This is a genomic window from Candidatus Borrelia undatumii, from assembly GCF_020882015.2.
Taxonomy (GTDB): Bacteria; Spirochaetota; Spirochaetia; order Borreliales; family Borreliaceae; genus Borrelia.
Window position 1 is genome coordinate 786,848 of record NZ_CP086555.2, and the last position, 17,192, is coordinate 804,039.

Genomic DNA, 17,192 nt, shown 5'->3' on the forward strand with positions numbered 1-17,192 from the left:
CCACGACGGTGATTACCAGGGGAGATCGTGTCCGGTTTGATTGTTGCCTAAAATAATAAGGCTTGATTCAAGATTATCTCTCTTTATTCCTTCTTCTCTGCTTTTATCATATGCCTTTTGTCGCCAAATCCTTTCACTCTAGCATAGTCAAAATTTGCAAGCTTTAGACCATCTTTTACGACCCTAGCCGAAGAGAACGTTGAAAGTTTCGCACCGACCTTACTTTTTTGTAGAATTAAGTCGAACACTTCCTTGCTCCACATTTCTGGGTTTTTGCTTGGACTGAATCCGTCCAGAAACCAGTAGTCCATGTATCCGGGAATCTCATTAATCCTCTTCCTGGCGTCTCCGACCAATATCTTTAGATTAACATTATCTGTTACCTTCATCTTTACATCTCTTTTGGGAGTATTCGGATACCTGCTAAGGAACAGCCTAAAATAACCTACCTCTTTACCAAAAAACCTAGATACCTGCCTGATCTTTTCCTTCTTTAACGGGAACTTCTCAATCGAGTAATAATTAATCCCTGTTCTTATAGAATTTTCACCCAAGAATTTCAAAAGCGCCACGAAGTTAAGCCCCGTGCCAAAGCCCAACTCTGCAATATTTGCGGTTTCTAAACTCGAAAGCTCCACATCCAAGCCACAACCCTTAATGAATACGTGCACACTCTCCTCAAGCCCATGCCACGGATTATAGTAAATATCATTAAATCTATCCGAATATAGAGTTTGCCCTCTAAACAGAAGCTCAGACATGAACCTCAACCAGCCCCCGATTCCGAGTACTCAAACCTAAAAGACATCAACACAAACCACACCCACATCGAATTGTTTGACTAGAATAATATGGATTAACTTGACATCACCCAAACAAGTTACAAAATTTCGCCTTAAGAGAAACTAAGACAAAAACTTAGTTTCTCTGCTTACTCTTCTATAATAGCTACAATCTCTTTTGCCTTCAAAATCAGGTGTTCCTTATTCTCAATTTTCACAGCAGCCCCAGCGTATTTCTCATAAAGTACAGTATCACCAACCTTAACAGTAATCTCTTCCTTACTAGAGCCAATAGCCATAACTGTTCCGATATTTGTCTTCTCTTTCGCATTCTCCGGTATATACAAACCCGAGATCGTCTTGCTTTCAGCTTCTTTCACCTTGATCAAAACTCTATCAGCTAAAGGTTTAATATTTTTCATTTAAAACATCTCCTTGATTTGATAGTATAATACTACGAAAAAATGAGTTATTAAGTCAATATGTTTATATAAGCTTGAAACTTCTTCTAATTTTAAAGATAATTCTTTTAGTAAAAATACAAGTTTAGGCGGGGAAATAGGTTGATAACAGTAAGTAATTTAGAGGTTGCATTTGGAGAGAGAATTTTATTTAAAGATGTGAATATTAAGTTTTCTCCTGGAAATTGTTACGGAATAATTGGGGCTAATGGGGCGGGAAAGAGTACTTTTTTAAAAGTTTTAGGAGGGGCTATTGAGGCTAATAAGGGGGATATTTTTATCCCTAAAGACCAAAGGATAGCTGTACTTGAACAAAATCAATTTTCATATGACGATTTCAAGGTAATCGATACTGTGATCATGGGGCATAAGAAGCTTTATGCCGTTCAAAAGGAAAAGGACGAGATTTATGAGAAGACTGATTTTAGTGAAGAGGATGGCATTAAGGCTGGAGAGCTTGAGGCCGAATTTGCTGAACTTGGTGGTTATGAGGCTGAGTCTGGTGCGGCGGTTCTTCTTAAAGGATTGGGTATAGAGGAATCAATGCATGGCAGCTTAATGAAAGATATTGAGGGAGCTTTAAAGGTGAGAGTGCTCTTGGCACAGGCTCTTTTTGGTGATCCTGATATATTACTGCTTGATGAGCCTACTAATAATCTTGATATTCAATCAATTAAGTGGTTAGAAGAATTTTTGATTGACTTTGAAAATACTGTCATTGTTGTATCGCACGATAGGCATTTTTTGAATCAAGTATGTACTCATATCGTTGATATTGATTATGGGAAAATACAGGTCTACCTTGGCAACTATGATTTTTGGTACGAAACTAGTCAGATTTTGAATAAACAATTAAAAGACGCTAAGAAAAGGTCTGAAGAAAAAATTGCAGAACTTAAAACTTTTATCCAGAGATTTTCAAGTAATGCATCAAAGTCTAGGCAAGCTACTTCAAGGAAAAAGTTGATTGAAAAGATTAAGGTTGAAGATTTAAAGCCTTCTTCTAGAAAATTTCCTTACGTTAACTTTAAGAGCGATAGAGAGCTTGGAAAAAATGTTCTTGCAATTAAAAATTTAACTAGAGAATTTGAAGGACGATATATTCTAAATAAGTTTAACATTGTGGTGGAACCTGGACAAAAGGTTGTGTTTTTGGGTAGTCCGATTTCAGCAAGTTTTCTTTTCAACATAATTACTAATGAAGATAGAGACTATAAAGGACATTATGAATGGGGGTCTACGGTTAAATTTGCCTATTTTAATAAAGACAATGAGAAGTATTTTAGTTTGGATTTAAATCTGGTAGATTGGTTGAGGCAGTATTCAAAGGAACAGGATGAGACCTATATTAGAGGGTTTTTGGGAAGAATGCTTTTTAGTCAAGATGAGGCTTTGAAAAAGGTTAGCGTGTTATCGGGAGGAGAAAGAGTTAGGTGTATGCTATCAAAAATAATGCTTAGTGGAGCTAATGTATTATTGCTAGACCAACCGACTAATCATTTGGATCTTGAAGCTATTACAGCCTTGAATGCGGGACTTCAAGGATTTAAAGGGGTTGTATTGTTTACATCCCATGACCATCAGTTTATTGATACTATTGCTAACAGAATTATTGAGTTTACACCAAATGGGATAATTGATCGTCATATGAGTTTTTCAGAATATGTTGATGATTTTAAAGTTAAAGAATTAAGAAATAAGCTTTATGAGGGACAGGCTAATTTAAAACTTTAATTGGGGGGGTAATTGTTTTAGGGAATTTATAATTTTGAATAAGAGTTTTTGTGTCTTTGTGTTTTTTATTTCTTGTTCTTATCTTTCAGCGGATGTTAATCTTTATTTTCAAAGAGCTTTGACAGGGAAAGTGGTAGGAAACCCTATTCTGGATGAGAGGCGTAATACGATTACAGTATTGACTAAGGATAGGTGGTTAGTGACATATAACATGTCTTTGGAAAAAAAATATTCTTACAGAATAGATAGGACTCCTTATCCTTTTCTTTTAAAGGATTTTGATAACGGATATTATATTATTACAGTACGTGATGAAGTTCAAAAGATCAGTAGGGGTAGGCTTGTTTGGAAGCATAGATTAGGCTCTCCTCCTGTAAAAGCTCCCTCAATAGGGGATGGCTATATTTTAATTCCTCAGGGTGATTCAAGGGTTGTTGCACTAAGGCTTGGAGATGGTCGGAAAGTTTTTGAGGTAAATACAGAAGGAAAGGCCTTAACTTCTGCTGTTGTTCTTGAAAATGGCAATTTTTATATTGCAAATGAAAGTTATATTATGCTTTCTTTTAGTTCGTTAGGGGAGATTATATGGAGCGTTCCTCTTGTGTCTTGCCCAAATGTGTTTATGGTAAATACCAATAATAACATTATTGTTGGGTATCAGTCTGGTGATGTTGTTATTTATGATGGTGAGATTGGAAAAGTTTTAGGTTCTATTAATTTAAACTATCCTATTAATTTTTTGTTTGAAAAGTTTAATGGAGAATATGTTGCTATATCGAATGTTGGAGCCTTGTTTAATTTAAGTAGAGATCTTGGGCTCAGATTCACTAAAGATTTAAGCTTTAGCATTAAAGAAGCTGTTCTTTACAATAATCGGAATCTTTTTATTGCTTTAAATCCGAATGGAGTTTTATCACTTGATGAACATTTCAGACCAGTTAACAGGTATGATAGCGTTAAAGAGGTGTCCGGGCTTAGTGCTAATTTTGGAGTTATTGCTACGGGTGGACTTAATTGGGTGTTAACTACTTATTATTACGAATATGAGGATGAGCTTAATGTTAAGATTTGGAACCATCCATTAGGTAATAGATATCATCAAAATAGAATAGATTTTAAAGCAAGATCTTTAGTGGACGATGATGAGATTTATTCGTCTCTTGATAAAATGTTAGATTCTGAATATAGTAAGGGTGCTTATAATGAATTTATAAATACTTTAGACTCCCTGGCGGCCAATCGTGGTAGTTTTCCAAAAAAGTATTTAGATTTGTATAGAAAAGCTTTTAGCAGGTGGCTTTTCCCTAGGGGTGGAATCGATAGAATAACACAAAGGGGGGGGCTTTATAAGTATTTTATTTATGTTAATGACGAGTCTTCGATTAAGAGTCTTATAAGGTTAGCGATTGAAGAAAAGGATATTAGTAACATAACTGAGATACTTAAAAATGTTTCTAGGTTTGAGTATTACCATGAGCAGTACGATCTTATATATAACTACATACAGTACGTTATATTAAATTATCAGGGAAGTTTAGATATAGCTTATGCCGTTCTTTTAAATTTGAGGAGGATAATTTTAAACTCCACAGAGGAGAGCCTTAAAATTTATAAGGGCAAGTGCTTAACTTTGTTAAAGTTTATAAAACGGCAAAATTTTTCTGAAAAAATTAATAAATACATTGATGAAATTATTGGAATTTTTTGACCTGTTTTGCTGTTTTGGGAATACTTTTAATGTTGTTGTTGCGCTAGAATGTAGGTTTAAATTTATTCTGATTTAGTCGATAATTATAGAGTTATAATTAACTGTAGGAGAATTTTTGTTATGAAAAGAATATGGGTGGTGTTTGTTTCCTTTTTTGCTTTCTTGAATTTCTTTGCTCTTCATTCTAGGGAGATCGATGAGCAGAGATTGAAAGATTTTGTTGATATGGATCTTGAATTCGTGAATTATCGAGGTTCCTATGATAGTACTAACACATATGAACAGATCGTGGGAATTGGCGAGTTTTTAGCCAGAAATTTGGTTAAAGACAGATCTAATTATTACAACAAATATTACGTTAATAGATATATTGACGATCAGGATGTTAAGAGTAGTGCTGATGTTTTTCTTATTGGTGATAGGTCTGTGCTTGATAGTATATTAAACCTTAGAAGAATACTTATGGGATATTTAATGGAGGCTTTTGGTTATAGTCGAGATAGTGCAGAATTATTGGCTAAGGCTATTACTATATACAACGCTGTTTACCGAGGAGATTTGGGTTATTATGGAGAGGCTTATATTGAGCCTTCACTTAAAGATGCAACTAAAGATAATGTTGGGCTTTCAAGAGTTTATAGTCAATGGGCCGGGAAAACCCTTATTTTTATACCCCTCAGGAGAGATATTTTATCGGGAGATGTTGGATCAGAGGTTGATCTTGACAGAATAGTCACAGAGAGGGTAATAGCATCTCTTTTAGATGAGAATGATAGTGGGGGGACAGATTTTGCGAGGGATATTACGGATGTCCAGGATGAAATTCATGATATGGACCAAGAAAGAGTTGATATTGAGACCGATTCTTTAAAGAGTATCGAGGAAGAATTGAATGAGACTATAGAAGATTTAAGAGAACAGTTGGAGAAATCCACTAGTGAGGAGGATAGGGATAAAATAGAGAGGCAGATTAAAGAGAAAAGAGAAGAAAGAGATGCTTTGGAGAAAAAGGGGAGTGATCTCAAGGGTTCTCAGGAGAAATTGGACAAGGATCAGGATAGGATAGATGCTCAAAGAGGTGTGGTCAAGGATAAATTACAGGAAGGTATTGATGATGAGAATAAGGATAAGAATTTACCAAAGCCGGGAGATATAGGCTCCCCTAGTGTAGATGAAAAGGAAGAATTGAATGAGACTATAGAAGATTTAAGAGAACAGTTGGAGAAATCCACTAGTGAGGAGGATAGGGATAAAATAGAGAGGCAGATTAAAGAGAAAAGAGAAGAAAGAGATGCTTTGGAGAAAAAGGGGAGTGATCTCAAGGGTTCTCAGGAGAAATTGGACAAGGATCAGGATAGGATAGATGCTCAAAGAGGTGTGGTCAAGGATAAATTACAGGAAGGTATTGATGATGAGAATAAGGATAAGAATTTACCAAAGCCGGGAGATATAGGCTCCCCTAGTGTAGATGAAAAGGAAGAATTGAATGAGCAGGGCAGGGGAATTGAGGGTAATAATAGAGGAAATGATAATGCGGAGGGTAAATCGGATACAAAATTGCTAGATTCTAAAATGCAGTCTGGGGAGCAGGCTGCGTTAGATAAAGCATCCGGAGGGGGGGCTGAGAACAAGTCCGTTTTTCTAGAGGTACTTGATCCTAGTACTAATTTGGGAGTGTTGCAGTTTATTGATCCTGATGGGAATAAACTAGAGGAGCCTTCTCAGTATGGAATTAGACGGTATGGGGTTTATGAGAGGGAAGATGATTTGGTAGTTATAAAGCTCTGTTCGGGTATTGCAAAACTTCAGCTAATTGATAAAACAGAAGATCTAAAAGTTGAATCTGAGTCACAATTTGAGTTGAGTAGAGATTCCTCTCTTTTTGTCGATTCAAAAATGATTTTAGTAGTCGTTAGAGACAATAATGTTTGGAAATTAGCAAAGTTTTCTTCAAAGGACTTGAGCGACTTTATACTATCAGAAGACGAGGTTTTGCCGTTTACAAGCTTTACTGTTGGTGACGAGTACGTCTATTTGCAAAACTCATCTGGAAAGGTTGTCACCCTACACTTAGGGACTCTGAAAAGAGCTCCGTAAAGCACCCCCTACCGAGGACTTCCAAGCAGAAGACACAAAAATCGGGACGGTGGGATTCGAACTCACGATCCCCTGCTCCCAAAGCAGGTGCCTTAGCCACTAGGCCACGTCCCGGCAATACGCGCCAATTAGGACTCGAACCTAAAACCTACAGATTAGAAGTCTGTTGCTCTATCCAATTGAGCTATTAGCGCTTTTAGAACTAAAGCCGAGTATATCATTTTGAAAAATCCTTGTCAATAAAGTAGTTATTGCCTAATGTTTTATAATTTTCCTATGCTTGATATTGATTTAATTGTAAATGAAACTTTATCCAGATATCCGGATGTTAAGCCTTTTTTAAATTTTAAAAATAACTATGAACTTTTAGTGATGGTAATTTTGAGCGCAAGAACAACCGATAATATGGTCAATAAAATTGCGCCTAGTCTTTTTAAAAGGTATGGAGATTTTGAAAGCTTGGCTAACGCCAATTTGATCGAGGTGGAAAAATTAATTTATAGCTTGGGGTTTTATGCAAATAAATCCAGGAATATAATAAATTGTGCACGAATGCTTTTAAAGAATTTCAAAGGTGTCATCCCAAATAATATTTTAGATCTTGTATCTCTTCCGGGAGTAGGTAGAAAGACAGCCAATGTTATTCTTGGAGTTGTTTATAATAAACCTGCAATAATCGTGGATACTCATTTTAGTAGAGTTGTCATTAAGCATGGAATTACACTTGAGAGGACACCTTTGAAAATTGAGTTGGATTTGAAAAATAAAATATCGCCTGATAAACAATATAAATTCTCCATGGCCATCAATAAACACGGGAGGGACATTTGCACATCTCGTGGTAAGGACTGCAAGAACTGTTTTTTGGAAAAGTATACACCAAGGCTTGACGTTACGATGAAATGAAATATTTCATGTGTTTCTTAAGTTTTAAGCTTATTAAAGCCAGTATTATATTAATTGCTAGCAATACAAATAGAGGTTTTCCCCATACCCAAAGGTACTCTCTTCCCATTTCCATATAGCTTAAGAGTTCCCCAAGGCTTGGATAAAATCTTCTATTTTCTTTTTGCAAGTAGTTTACTACCTCGAACGTGGTTAGGCTTTTTGATATCCGCATAGGAATTAATGATGATATTGATGAGAAGATTTCCGGGAATATGTGGCGTGTTGCTATTCTAAAGTTGCTTGATCCCATAGTCTGACTTGCCTTAACATAATCAAGGTTTTTGATCACCATGGTGCTGTTCCTTGTCAAAAATGAGAACGGAATCCATCCGTGTATTAAAGCCAAGGTAATTGCTACTTCTAATATGTTATAATTTCCTTGTTTTGAGAAATAGTAAAAAATCAATATCAATATATAAGAAAATGGCAATGTTTGCAGTGATTCTATTAATTTCGATATTAACATGCAAGTGCTAAAGTTAAAGCTTCCAATTATTATTCCTATAAAAATTCCAATTGCCGCAGAGATGGATGAGTAGCTGAACGCAAGTAGGATTGAATTCCTAGTAGCAAGTACTAGCCTTGCCATTATGTCTCTTCCCATCTTATCCGTTCCTAAAGGATTGTTAACGGTTGGTGGTTTGGGAAGCTTATCTGTTGGCTCAACGTATATCTTATTTGGATCTTTTCTGTATATTGCAAATTTCGAAGTTTCGTTAACGAAGAGGGGGAGTGCTATTAAAATCAAAGTGAAGGTTCCTAGCAACATAGGATATAATTTCTTTAATTTTCCTGTCATCACAGAATCCCCCTGTAAGGGTTGATTTTATATACCAATACATCGCTTACCAGGTTTGCTATAAGCATAGTGAAAACCCCAACGAATACTAAGTCTTTATAAACAACATAATCGTTACTTTTGATAGCATTAATTGTTAAGGAGCCTATTCCATCGATTCCAAACATTGTTTCAATTATAGATGTTCCAAAGAAGGCTGTCGCAAGAGTAGATCTGAGATTGGTAACTATTGGGATTAATGAGGGAATTAACGCATGATACAGTATTATCTTTATGCTTCTGAGTCCTTTTGATTTTGCGGTTGTGATATAACATTCAGACAGATTTTTGTGTAGGGATTGTTTGAAAATGACGGCATTAAATAAGAAAAATGAAAAAAACCATCCGAAACCCCCCATTATTGAATTCTTTGGATCTAGGTTGAGATAGTAAAGCGAAGAGACTAGCAGCATTATAACCAGATTCCTCGGTATTGAATTTAGAAATAACATTATATAATCAAGAGCATTATTCAAGCCGTCATTTTTTACAAGTAAAGTACAAGCGATAACGAAAGAGATTGAAATTACGTAAGCAAACACAATTCCTGGGATTGATATTCTCAATGTGTTTTTTATCTTGCTGAGAATTACCCTTATCGTTGATTTTCCTTTTGTTAGTGGTGAGTAATGAGGCGTTCCCCATATAAGTCCTCTATATTTTGTTCTATAAACAATGTATGAATTGCCTGCAATATGCTTGGCAAAGCAATTTCTGCCCAAAGGTATGTTAGAATCAAAGTCATGCACCACCTTATAACTTACAATGCTTTCAAGAAATCCAATGTATTCCAAATATTCTCTAAATGCATTCTTTTCAACAAAGGGAACGCTGGGGCTGTCGTTATTTGAAAATGCGGCTAGCAACGACACACAAAAAAAAGTTGACATAGCGATATTGACTATTGTAAGGAGTATATTCTTTAAGATAAACGAAGCTATAAAATCCACCTTTCTTTGTTAAAAATATTGAGTGTTTCTAGGTAACTTAATACGAAATAGAAAATGAGAGATATCAATGTTGAAATTAGGTAAAAATTATTGTTTACGTTACCATCTTCGGGTGCATTCTTTAGGTATAGAATTTTTCCTTGGCTGTAGCTGCCATCATAATCCGTATTTTTTATCACTACCGAATTCCTGGGATAATACCCAATCTTTCCTGCTTCTTTTATGATTGCGGGTTTAGATACCTGTAAACTAATGTACTTCGCCTTTAATTTCTTCTGTATTTCCTTCAACTCTGTAATGTGTTTACTCATCAGGATTGAACTATTGTGCAACTTCCTGTAATTAACAACCCCCCTCTCTCCGAACACTGGGGTGATTATGAAGTAACTCACCAGACCCACATAGACCGACAACACAATTTTCTTCACCAAAAACATATCACCTTGTAATTGTATTCCTAATATACTATATTTACAAGTGTGTGAACTTTGCTATGGGGGCTGTGTGATGTGCCCGATTTTAGTTTTGTCAAGTAGAGGTTGGAGAATAGATGAGTGCGACAGGTTATAGGGGTGCTTTTTTTATTAAAGAAGGGCCTGGGGAAGTTGATTTTGATATGGAGCGTGTTTTTTTACGTTCTTCGGTTGTTGGTGGTACTGATGCTTTGCGCTCTGATGGGATTGAAGGGCTTTTGGATGAAAAGCTGTTAAAATTGGATGATTCTTTGAGGGAGAGGCATGCTGAGTTGGTCTCTTATTTAAGAGAAGTTGATGTTCGTATTTCAAGAGTTGAGGATGAAATACGCAGTGGTTTAGAATTTTCTCAAGAACTTAGTAGATCTAGTTTAAAAACTGCTGAAAGCATGGCCTCTTTCGACTGGGCTAGTACCAAATCAGAGAATGAACTAGGTGAGGTTCCTTTAAGAAAAGAAAGTAGTTTGCCAAATATTGCAATTGATCAGGAAGAGTTAGATGCTTTACTTGAAGGCCTGAATGATATTTCAAAGGATGGTAGGGAAACTTTAAGTGGTAATGAGTTAAGTGGTAATGAGTTGGAGAAGGGTTTAAATAGAGACGGCTCTGTTGAAGAACTTTTTGATATGAAGTTTGACAGATTGGGTGTTGAAGATGCTTGTAATGGATCTTTAGAGGAGAGCACTGCATGTGTAGATACTGAGGAAGGTGTGGGGCACTTAGGTGTTAATTTTGACGTAAAAAGTGAAGAGAGTTTGCTGGATGAAGTTTCTTCTTTTGGTTTAACTAGTGTAGCTGAGAATGATGCTGATCTTGATATAGGGATAAATAGCGATGTTGTTTCTTCTGTTAGCGAGAAGGCTGTTGGGAATCAAGAGGATAGCGCGGGGGGACTTGATTGCTATCCAGGAGAGGGCGTTGGCGAAGAAATGGTGTTTTCTGATAGTGATTTAAAGCTTTTAAATAATGAGAAGCATAAGGGAGGGGAGCAAGAGGCTATTTTTGATGGGGCTTGTGATGGTATAGCTGATTGTGATTCGACTTTGAATGTAAGAGATGAGAGTGCTCTTGTTCAGGAACAGAAAGTTGGTGCTCCTGCTGACTTTAAGGAACTTGATGATTTTGAGGATGTTTTAAAGGCAGATTTAGATTGTTCGGATTTACAAGGCTGTATTGGAGATTTTGAAGAAAAAAACCTTTATAATAATAGCCAGTCGGAGAGTTTGGGAGCGGGGGAGAAATTGAGGCAGAATGAAGGGGGTGATTTATCTGGTTTTAACTTTACTGAGGTTGAAAAGGTTATAAACAAGTTTGATGATGATGCTTATTTAAGCAAGCTTGAGTTAAGTTCTGAGGAGAGGGAGGTTTTAGTTAGGTTTATCAATAAGCTTGGAGGGGATATTGAAGTTGATTCTAGGAAGGGTAGTAGCTTTAAGAGTAGGCGAGAGTATGAGATTTTGCAGAAAATTAAGCGTTTGTTAATAAGAGAGTAGAATTATTTGTTTAATAAAGTACTATTTTTTATTTTTTATTACTGCAGTTTTGCTTTTGTTTTTGACTTTTTTTTATTTTATTAGCAAGTTTATGAGCCAGATTGATTTTGACCTTACTTATTTAATAGATGAGGTTAAAAACTATAATACGGGGTTTTTTAAAGATTTAGATTTGGAACAGTATTTCGATAAGGCTTTGGGAGAACATGGGCTTGTTAGTTCTTACTATTTATTCTCGTCGGTCAATGGAATTTTGGTTTATAAGACAAAAGATGGTTTGATTTATAAATCTTCAGACAAATTGGAGCCAGTGCTTTTACAGAGTAGCGTTTTTATAAAGAAGTTTAAAGCTAACTTTGAATTGAGTAATGAATTAATTAGTTTAGTTGTATATTACAATATCCTGCCAAAGAGCAGGATATTGTACGTTTTAAACTCTTATCTTGTTCTAATTTCTCTTTTTTATCTTCATTTTTCTCTTTTTGTTCTGTACTGCATACATCGAAATGCTAATGGTGGTGGTCATGATGGGAATGAGGATGATCATTATACTCGTGTGTATGGTCATCATTAGAGTGAGTATCGCCTGTCTTTATATTTTTTTCTAAATTGAATACATCAAAGAAAGTCCACTTATTGGTGATATAGTAGTAATCATCTGTGTCTTTTTTAAGCAAAATGTCCCTGTCTTTTTCATTTTTGCTAAAATAAACATCGATGTTATTTACACTTTTGTTGCTCCATGTGACTTCAATGTTGTATTGAAGATTGTGCTCATTGATTTTAGTTTTATCTATTTCAAATCCATCTGTTGTGTATTCTTTAATAATTTGCAAGGGTTTTTCTTTCTTTAAAAGCTCTTCGTTAAAAAAATAAAGGCCATCTTTTCTAGATACATTGTAATTATTTTGTATTGCATCTTCCTCATCTTTGTTTGGTTTATTAATTACTACCAGAGATAACTTTTCCAGGTTTGAGTTCTCTTCTCTGAAAAGTTTAGTATTTGCAAATGTATTGTAAGAATTGCCTTTGTATGATAGGAAAATGTTGTTTGTTAAGTATACGTTATTATCACTTTTTTTTATATATGATAGTCTTGAATCCCCTTCTCCTGAGTTTCCAATAAATATTTCTGTCATCAAATTATTTTTGTCATCAAAAAATTTAAAATCTGGCTTTTCTTTGATACCCAGTTCTTTGTGCTTTTTGGGATCTCTACTAACAAGTTTATTTTTTTGTAAATCTTCTAAGGCCTGAATCATGGAGGTTACTCTTCTCTCATCAATTGGAAGATTGAAATCATTATATTTAAGTTCCCATCCTTTTTCTGTTTTTGTAAGAATTCCCTCAAGCTCTGTCTCAATTTTTGCAATTTGACCAAAGTCAATTTCAACTAATTTTTCCTGTAAAAGTCTGTTAACCTGATTTTTATTTGAAAATATTATTCCCAACAAAAACAAAGATAGCAATATAAGAATTATTGCTATCTTCATGTATTCTCTTTTCCCTAAAAATATACCTTTTTTATCCATAAAATCTCCTTATTAGTTGACTCTTCTTTTTTTGGTGAATCTGATAATTCCAAATGCTATCACTGCTATTGGCAATAATAACAAATTTACGATTATTAGTGAAAATTTTGCATTTAGCATTTCTTGCGAAGAATTTACAAATTTTAGCTTAGAGCGCACTTCTCTTGATTTAATGCTAAAAAATGATTCCTTTTGCATTAAGTAATCTGAAATTCGACCGGCAAGTTCAAAGTTTGAGGGTGAACTGTTATACATATAATCACTAAATACCATACTTGAGCCTAGAAAAATCAATCTCGAATTTTCGGATTTTTTGTCATTATATAAGCTTTTAACTTGTCCTTCAACATAATACCCAAGAATTTTATGAGTGTTTTCTTTGTCAAAAGTTTTTGGCACATCAAATGAATGCATCGCTATGCTTGAGATATTTTCATCTTTGACTTGCCAAGATTCTTTAGAGCTTGCAAACAGAGGCAAGTACTTTGTTTCGCTCTCTCTATTTTCTACAAGTTCTAGGGAATTACTCCAGGGTATTAAAGTGTCATAAAAATTTTTAAATAAAGGATTTTTCGGATCAATAATATTACTTTTATCGATTAATATCCATGGGTGGTAAATCTGAAAATATCCTCCCAAGAAAAGATTTGGAGCTCTTTTGTCAAGTATAATATTTTCATTATATTTAATTCCATAACTTTCAATTAAATCGAAAAGTGGAGATTTAATGGGAGCTGTTGCATATGGATTTTGAGGATTGTAGTCAATTTTACTTGCAGCAAATAATACTTTTCCGTTGTTTACAACAAATTCATCAATTTTTTTCATTGAGTCATTGTTTATTTCCTTAGCACCAATTATAAATAATCCATTGATATCTTTTAGTTGTTCCTTATTGAGATCCACTTCTTGAATATCCGTTTTAAAAGCCTTCTTCATTATTTCTGTGAAGCTTTTGTGTGTCTCTCTTAAAGTTGTATCCCCAAAAACAAGTCCTAAAACCTTTTTTGTGTTGTTGATTAATTTATCTAGACTACTTGCAAGTTCATATTCTAGATTCCCAATCTCAGTGACAATAGGAAGAACCTCTCGTTTCCCTTCATAAGTTATTTCGATTCCTGAATATATCTTAAGTATAGAGAGTTGATTGATGTCTCTGAGGTCAATTTGTTGAGATGGAATTCCGATTTGTTCCAAAGGAGAGGATACTTTATCAGCATCTATTTCCCTGTAAATCACTTGTCCACTTGAGGCATCAGAAAAACTTGTTAGGAAGTTTTTTATTTGTTCTGGAAATGCAAAATAATTACCAAGACTTGAAGAGTTGTAGTAGGTAATGTATATCTTTTCATTTGCATTTGAAAATAAATCCTTTGTAACTGAAGAAATTGTGAAAGCTTTATTTTTAGTAAAATCTATTTTGAAAACGAAAATAGATATATTACTAAGAATTAGCAATATTATTGCAAAGTTTAAAATTAGATTTAAAATTTCGTTATTTTTTTTCTTCATAAGTAATTATCTCCATTTTTTCAATCTTATGCTATATGAACTTAATATAAGGAACGTAGCTGAAAATGTGATGAAGTAAATAAGATCCGATAGATTTAGTATTCCCATATTAAAGTAACTAAAGTGATTAGCAATTGAGATGAAGTTGAGTATTTCTCCAAATACGTTCTCTTTTCCAAATATCATTACCAACTTTCCTGAAAATATTATCAGTATTAAGACAAACACGGTTAATATATAGGATACTATCTGACTTTTAGTAATGGAAGATATAAATAACCCCATACTGAGAACGGAATAAGAATAAAGAATTATTCCTAGATATTGTAGAAATACGATACCAAGGTCAAATTCGCCCATAGAAATTGTCATTGTTGTAAGGGGCAGCGTGAGGGCGAAGAGTATTAATGTGAATATTTTAAGTGTAATGAATTTCCCAATTACTATTTCTTGTGGGTTTATTGGAAGTGCATAAAGTAATTCAATGCTTCCCGTTTTATGTTCTTCTGAGAAAACTCCCATACTAAGTGCTGGCAAAACTAGCATTAAAATAAGGGGCATTGAGGAGAAGTAAGATACTAAAGAGGCGTTATCTTTAATAAAAAACCCAGAGAAAAAAATAAAAGAAAAGTTTATAAAAATTAAGAAAAATAGGATCACAACATACGCGGTTGGCGTGCCGAATAAAACCTTTAATTCTTTTTTTGACAAAGCCAAAGATTGCTTTAAGTTAATCTCCATTATACTCTCTCCTTTGTTAACTTGCTAAAGATTTTTTCTAAACTTTCATGTTTAGGAATCATTGCCTTCAATATTACGCCTTTGCTTACAATGTAATTGAATAATTCTTTTTCCGTTTTTTCGGGTGCAAGTTTCAATGAAATATTGATTTCATTTTCATGTTCCTCTGTTTTTATTAATGTAAATATATCATTACTGCTAAAACACTCTTTATTTGTTAGAGAATCTTTATAAAGAATTAGATCCAGTTCAGTTTCTTTTAGTCTATTTTTAGCTATGTTTTCTTTAGTATCATCAGCAATAACCTCTCCGTTATTAATAATAATTATTCTCTTGCAAATGGACTCCACCTCGCTTAAGATGTGAGATGAGAAGAGTATTGTACTATTCTTTGCCAGTTCTTTTAGAAATTCTTTAAACTCTATAATTTGATTTGGGTCAAGTCCGTTTGTAGGCTCATCAAGAATTACAAGCTTGGGATTGTTTAATAAGGCCCCAGCTATTCCTACTCTTTGCTTAAATCCTTTTGACAGATTAGATATTAATTTGTTTTTAACACTGTCGAGTTTAAAAATACTAATAGCTTTCTCTATTTCTTTTTTAGGAGTTTGAATGCATTTAATTTCTGAGATAAAGTTTAAATATTCACTAACAGATAGTTCGGGATAAAGAGCTAGTTTTTCGGGTACGTATCCTACATTTTGTAGTATTTCTTTTGAACTTTCTGTAATATCTTTTTTAAAGATTTTTACATCTCCCTTGCTGGGGTAGTGAAACGATGTTAAAATTTTGATCAATGTAGATTTTCCTGCTCCATTTGGACCAAGTATGCCAAGTACCTCCCCTTCGTTAACCTTAAAGCTAACATCAAAGAGAGCCGTGAATGAACCATATGTTTTAGTGACATTTTTTACATTTATCATGTACTCCTCCTTTAGATACTAATGTTTTATGATAAACCTGTTTTTATCTGCTTCAAGCCTCATCCCATCCTTTGTTAAAAATATTTCTCCATTTGGGTATTCTTGCCTCGCTTCGTTTAGTAATTCGCACAAGTCTTTATTCAGTGTATATCTTTCACTGAAATGAATTAGCCCAGTCTGGCTAACCCCTGCTCTTTTTACAATTGTTGCTGCTGCTTGAGCGGTTAGGTGCAATTTCTTTTCGGCTTCCCTTTTCAATTCGTTTTTAAATGTGCTTTCAATTATGACTAAATTAAAGTTTTTAATATGCGTGATTAGGTCTTCAAAATAGCCTGTATCTGTAATGTAGGCAAATTTCAAACCTTTTTGGGGTTTTCCTAGAACTTCAGAGGGCAATATTCTTCTTCCATCAAGGATAACCTCGTGTCCGTCCTGTAACCTCTTTCTAACATGTTCTTTGGGAATATTAAGGATTTCTGCTTTTTGGTTGTCAAATTTTCCAGGCTTATCTTTTTCTATAAACAGATATCCAACACATTCTACAGAATGTCTTAATTTTCTATACTCAATTCGCTTCCTCTTGTCCTCATACAAAATCTCTTCTGTTTTATTAACTATAATTTCCTGATACATTATTTCATAATTTTTATGTACTTTTAAAAGTTCGATATTTGTTTCTAAATACCTTTTAATCCCAACGGGGCCAATGATAGTTAGAGGTTCTTTTCTTGTTTCTCCACTTTGTGCCATAAGCATTACTATCCCAAGTAATCCTGTGATGTGGTCGGCATGCAGATGCGTTATGCAAATGAATTTAATTTTTTGCCATGATATTTTTTGTTTTCTGAGAGACATTTGTGTAGCTTCTCCACAATCAAAAAGAAAATTATCTCCACAGTATTCTATTAAGACAGAAGTTAGGTATCTGTTATGTAGTGGCCTTGTTCCCCCTGTGCCAAGAATATTAATATTAAAACTCAAAAATACTCTCCCATCTCTC

At 34.3% G+C, this 17,192-nt stretch carries 16 protein-coding genes and 2 tRNA genes; 6 read left to right on the plus strand and 12 right to left on the minus strand.

Features of this window, described 5'->3' with window-relative positions; genetic code table 11:
- Positions 1-83: 83 nt before the first annotated feature.
- On the minus strand, positions 84-761 hold the full coding sequence (gene mnmC2, locus LKV13_RS03765) for a tRNA (5-methylaminomethyl-2-thiouridine)(34)-methyltransferase MnmC2 (protein ID WP_229089735.1): 678 nt from the start codon (positions 759-761) through the stop codon (positions 84-86).
- A 170-nt stretch (positions 762-931) separates the two neighbouring features.
- Positions 932-1,204 (minus strand): co-chaperone GroES, encoded by a 273-nt coding sequence (groES, locus tag LKV13_RS03770; RefSeq protein ID WP_229089502.1) that lies wholly within the window; start codon positions 1,202-1,204, stop codon positions 932-934.
- Between the two features lie 141 nt (positions 1,205-1,345).
- Between groES and LKV13_RS03775 the strand changes: the two genes are divergently transcribed.
- From LKV13_RS03775 to LKV13_RS03785, 3 genes are all read left to right on the plus strand, one after another.
- Positions 1,346-2,977: an ABC-F family ATP-binding cassette domain-containing protein gene (locus tag LKV13_RS03775; protein WP_229089504.1), complete on the plus strand. Its 1,632-nt coding sequence runs from the start codon at positions 1,346-1,348 to the stop codon at positions 2,975-2,977.
- A 34-nt stretch (positions 2,978-3,011) separates the two neighbouring features.
- Positions 3,012-4,685, plus strand: coding sequence for an outer membrane protein assembly factor BamB family protein (locus LKV13_RS03780; RefSeq protein ID WP_229089506.1), 1,674 nt, complete (start codon positions 3,012-3,014; stop codon positions 4,683-4,685).
- A gap of 120 nt (positions 4,686-4,805) precedes the next feature.
- On the plus strand, positions 4,806-6,782 hold the full coding sequence (locus tag LKV13_RS03785) for a P83/100 family protein (protein WP_229089508.1): 1,977 nt from the start codon (positions 4,806-4,808) through the stop codon (positions 6,780-6,782).
- A gap of 41 nt (positions 6,783-6,823) precedes the next feature.
- Here LKV13_RS03785 and LKV13_RS03790 read toward each other — a convergent pair.
- Both LKV13_RS03790 and LKV13_RS03795 read right to left on the minus strand, forming a co-directional pair.
- Positions 6,824-6,896, minus strand: a tRNA-Pro gene (locus LKV13_RS03790).
- Positions 6,897-6,902: 6 nt separating this feature from the next.
- Positions 6,903-6,976, minus strand: a tRNA-Arg gene (locus tag LKV13_RS03795).
- 64 nt (positions 6,977-7,040) lie between these two features.
- Between LKV13_RS03795 and LKV13_RS03800 the strand changes: the two genes are divergently transcribed.
- On the plus strand, positions 7,041-7,688 hold the full coding sequence (locus tag LKV13_RS03800) for an endonuclease III domain-containing protein (protein ID WP_229089509.1): 648 nt from the start codon (positions 7,041-7,043) through the stop codon (positions 7,686-7,688).
- Here the strand turns inward: LKV13_RS03800 and LKV13_RS03805 are convergent.
- Genes LKV13_RS03805 through LKV13_RS03815 form a run of 3 tightly spaced genes read right to left on the minus strand, consistent with a single transcriptional unit; the run spans position 7,675 to position 9,955 of the window.
- Entirely contained in the window at positions 7,675-8,529 is an 855-nt protein-coding gene (locus LKV13_RS03805; RefSeq protein WP_229089738.1) for an ABC transporter permease subunit, read from the minus strand. The two genes, LKV13_RS03800 and LKV13_RS03805, sit on opposite strands and share 14 nt — an antisense overlap.
- A complete protein-coding gene (locus LKV13_RS03810) occupies positions 8,529-9,509 on the minus strand; it encodes an ABC transporter permease subunit (protein WP_229089740.1) in 981 nt (326 codons plus the stop codon). Before LKV13_RS03810 ends, LKV13_RS03805 begins: the two co-directional genes overlap by 1 nt.
- Positions 9,506-9,955 carry a septum formation initiator family protein gene (locus LKV13_RS03815; protein WP_229089510.1) on the minus strand — a complete coding sequence of 150 codons (450 nt, stop codon included), beginning with the start codon at positions 9,953-9,955 and terminating at the stop codon, positions 9,506-9,508. The genes LKV13_RS03810 and LKV13_RS03815 overlap by 4 nt, the downstream gene beginning before the upstream one ends.
- Before the next feature lie 113 nt (positions 9,956-10,068).
- On the opposite strand from LKV13_RS03815, the gene LKV13_RS03820 reads away from it, so the two are divergent.
- Positions 10,069-11,484, plus strand: a complete 1,416-nt coding sequence (locus LKV13_RS03820; RefSeq protein WP_229089511.1) for a hypothetical protein — start codon at positions 10,069-10,071, stop codon at positions 11,482-11,484.
- A 91-nt stretch (positions 11,485-11,575) separates the two neighbouring features.
- A complete protein-coding gene (locus tag LKV13_RS03825) occupies positions 11,576-12,058 on the plus strand; it encodes a hypothetical protein (RefSeq protein WP_229089512.1) in 483 nt (160 codons plus the stop codon).
- On the opposite strand, the gene LKV13_RS03830 is transcribed toward LKV13_RS03825, so the two are convergent.
- The 5 genes from LKV13_RS03830 to LKV13_RS03850 are packed head-to-tail and all read right to left on the minus strand — an operon-like array spanning position 11,994 to position 17,173.
- On the minus strand, positions 11,994-13,016 hold the full coding sequence (locus LKV13_RS03830) for a DUF4340 domain-containing protein (protein ID WP_229089513.1): 1,023 nt from the start codon (positions 13,014-13,016) through the stop codon (positions 11,994-11,996). The two genes, LKV13_RS03825 and LKV13_RS03830, sit on opposite strands and share 65 nt — an antisense overlap.
- A gap of 12 nt (positions 13,017-13,028) precedes the next feature.
- Complete coding sequence (locus tag LKV13_RS03835) at positions 13,029-14,528, minus strand: GldG family protein (RefSeq protein WP_229089518.1); 1,500 nt, start codon at positions 14,526-14,528, stop codon at positions 13,029-13,031.
- A 6-nt stretch (positions 14,529-14,534) separates the two neighbouring features.
- Positions 14,535-15,269: an ABC transporter permease gene (locus LKV13_RS03840; RefSeq protein WP_229089524.1), complete on the minus strand. Its 735-nt coding sequence runs from the start codon at positions 15,267-15,269 to the stop codon at positions 14,535-14,537.
- Positions 15,269-16,192 carry an ABC transporter ATP-binding protein gene (locus LKV13_RS03845; RefSeq protein ID WP_229089525.1) on the minus strand — a complete coding sequence of 308 codons (924 nt, stop codon included), beginning with the start codon at positions 16,190-16,192 and terminating at the stop codon, positions 15,269-15,271. The genes LKV13_RS03840 and LKV13_RS03845 overlap by 1 nt, the downstream gene beginning before the upstream one ends.
- A gap of 18 nt (positions 16,193-16,210) precedes the next feature.
- Positions 16,211-17,173: a ribonuclease Z gene (locus tag LKV13_RS03850; protein WP_229089526.1), complete on the minus strand. Its 963-nt coding sequence runs from the start codon at positions 17,171-17,173 to the stop codon at positions 16,211-16,213.
- Between the last annotated feature and the right edge of the window lie 19 nt (positions 17,174-17,192).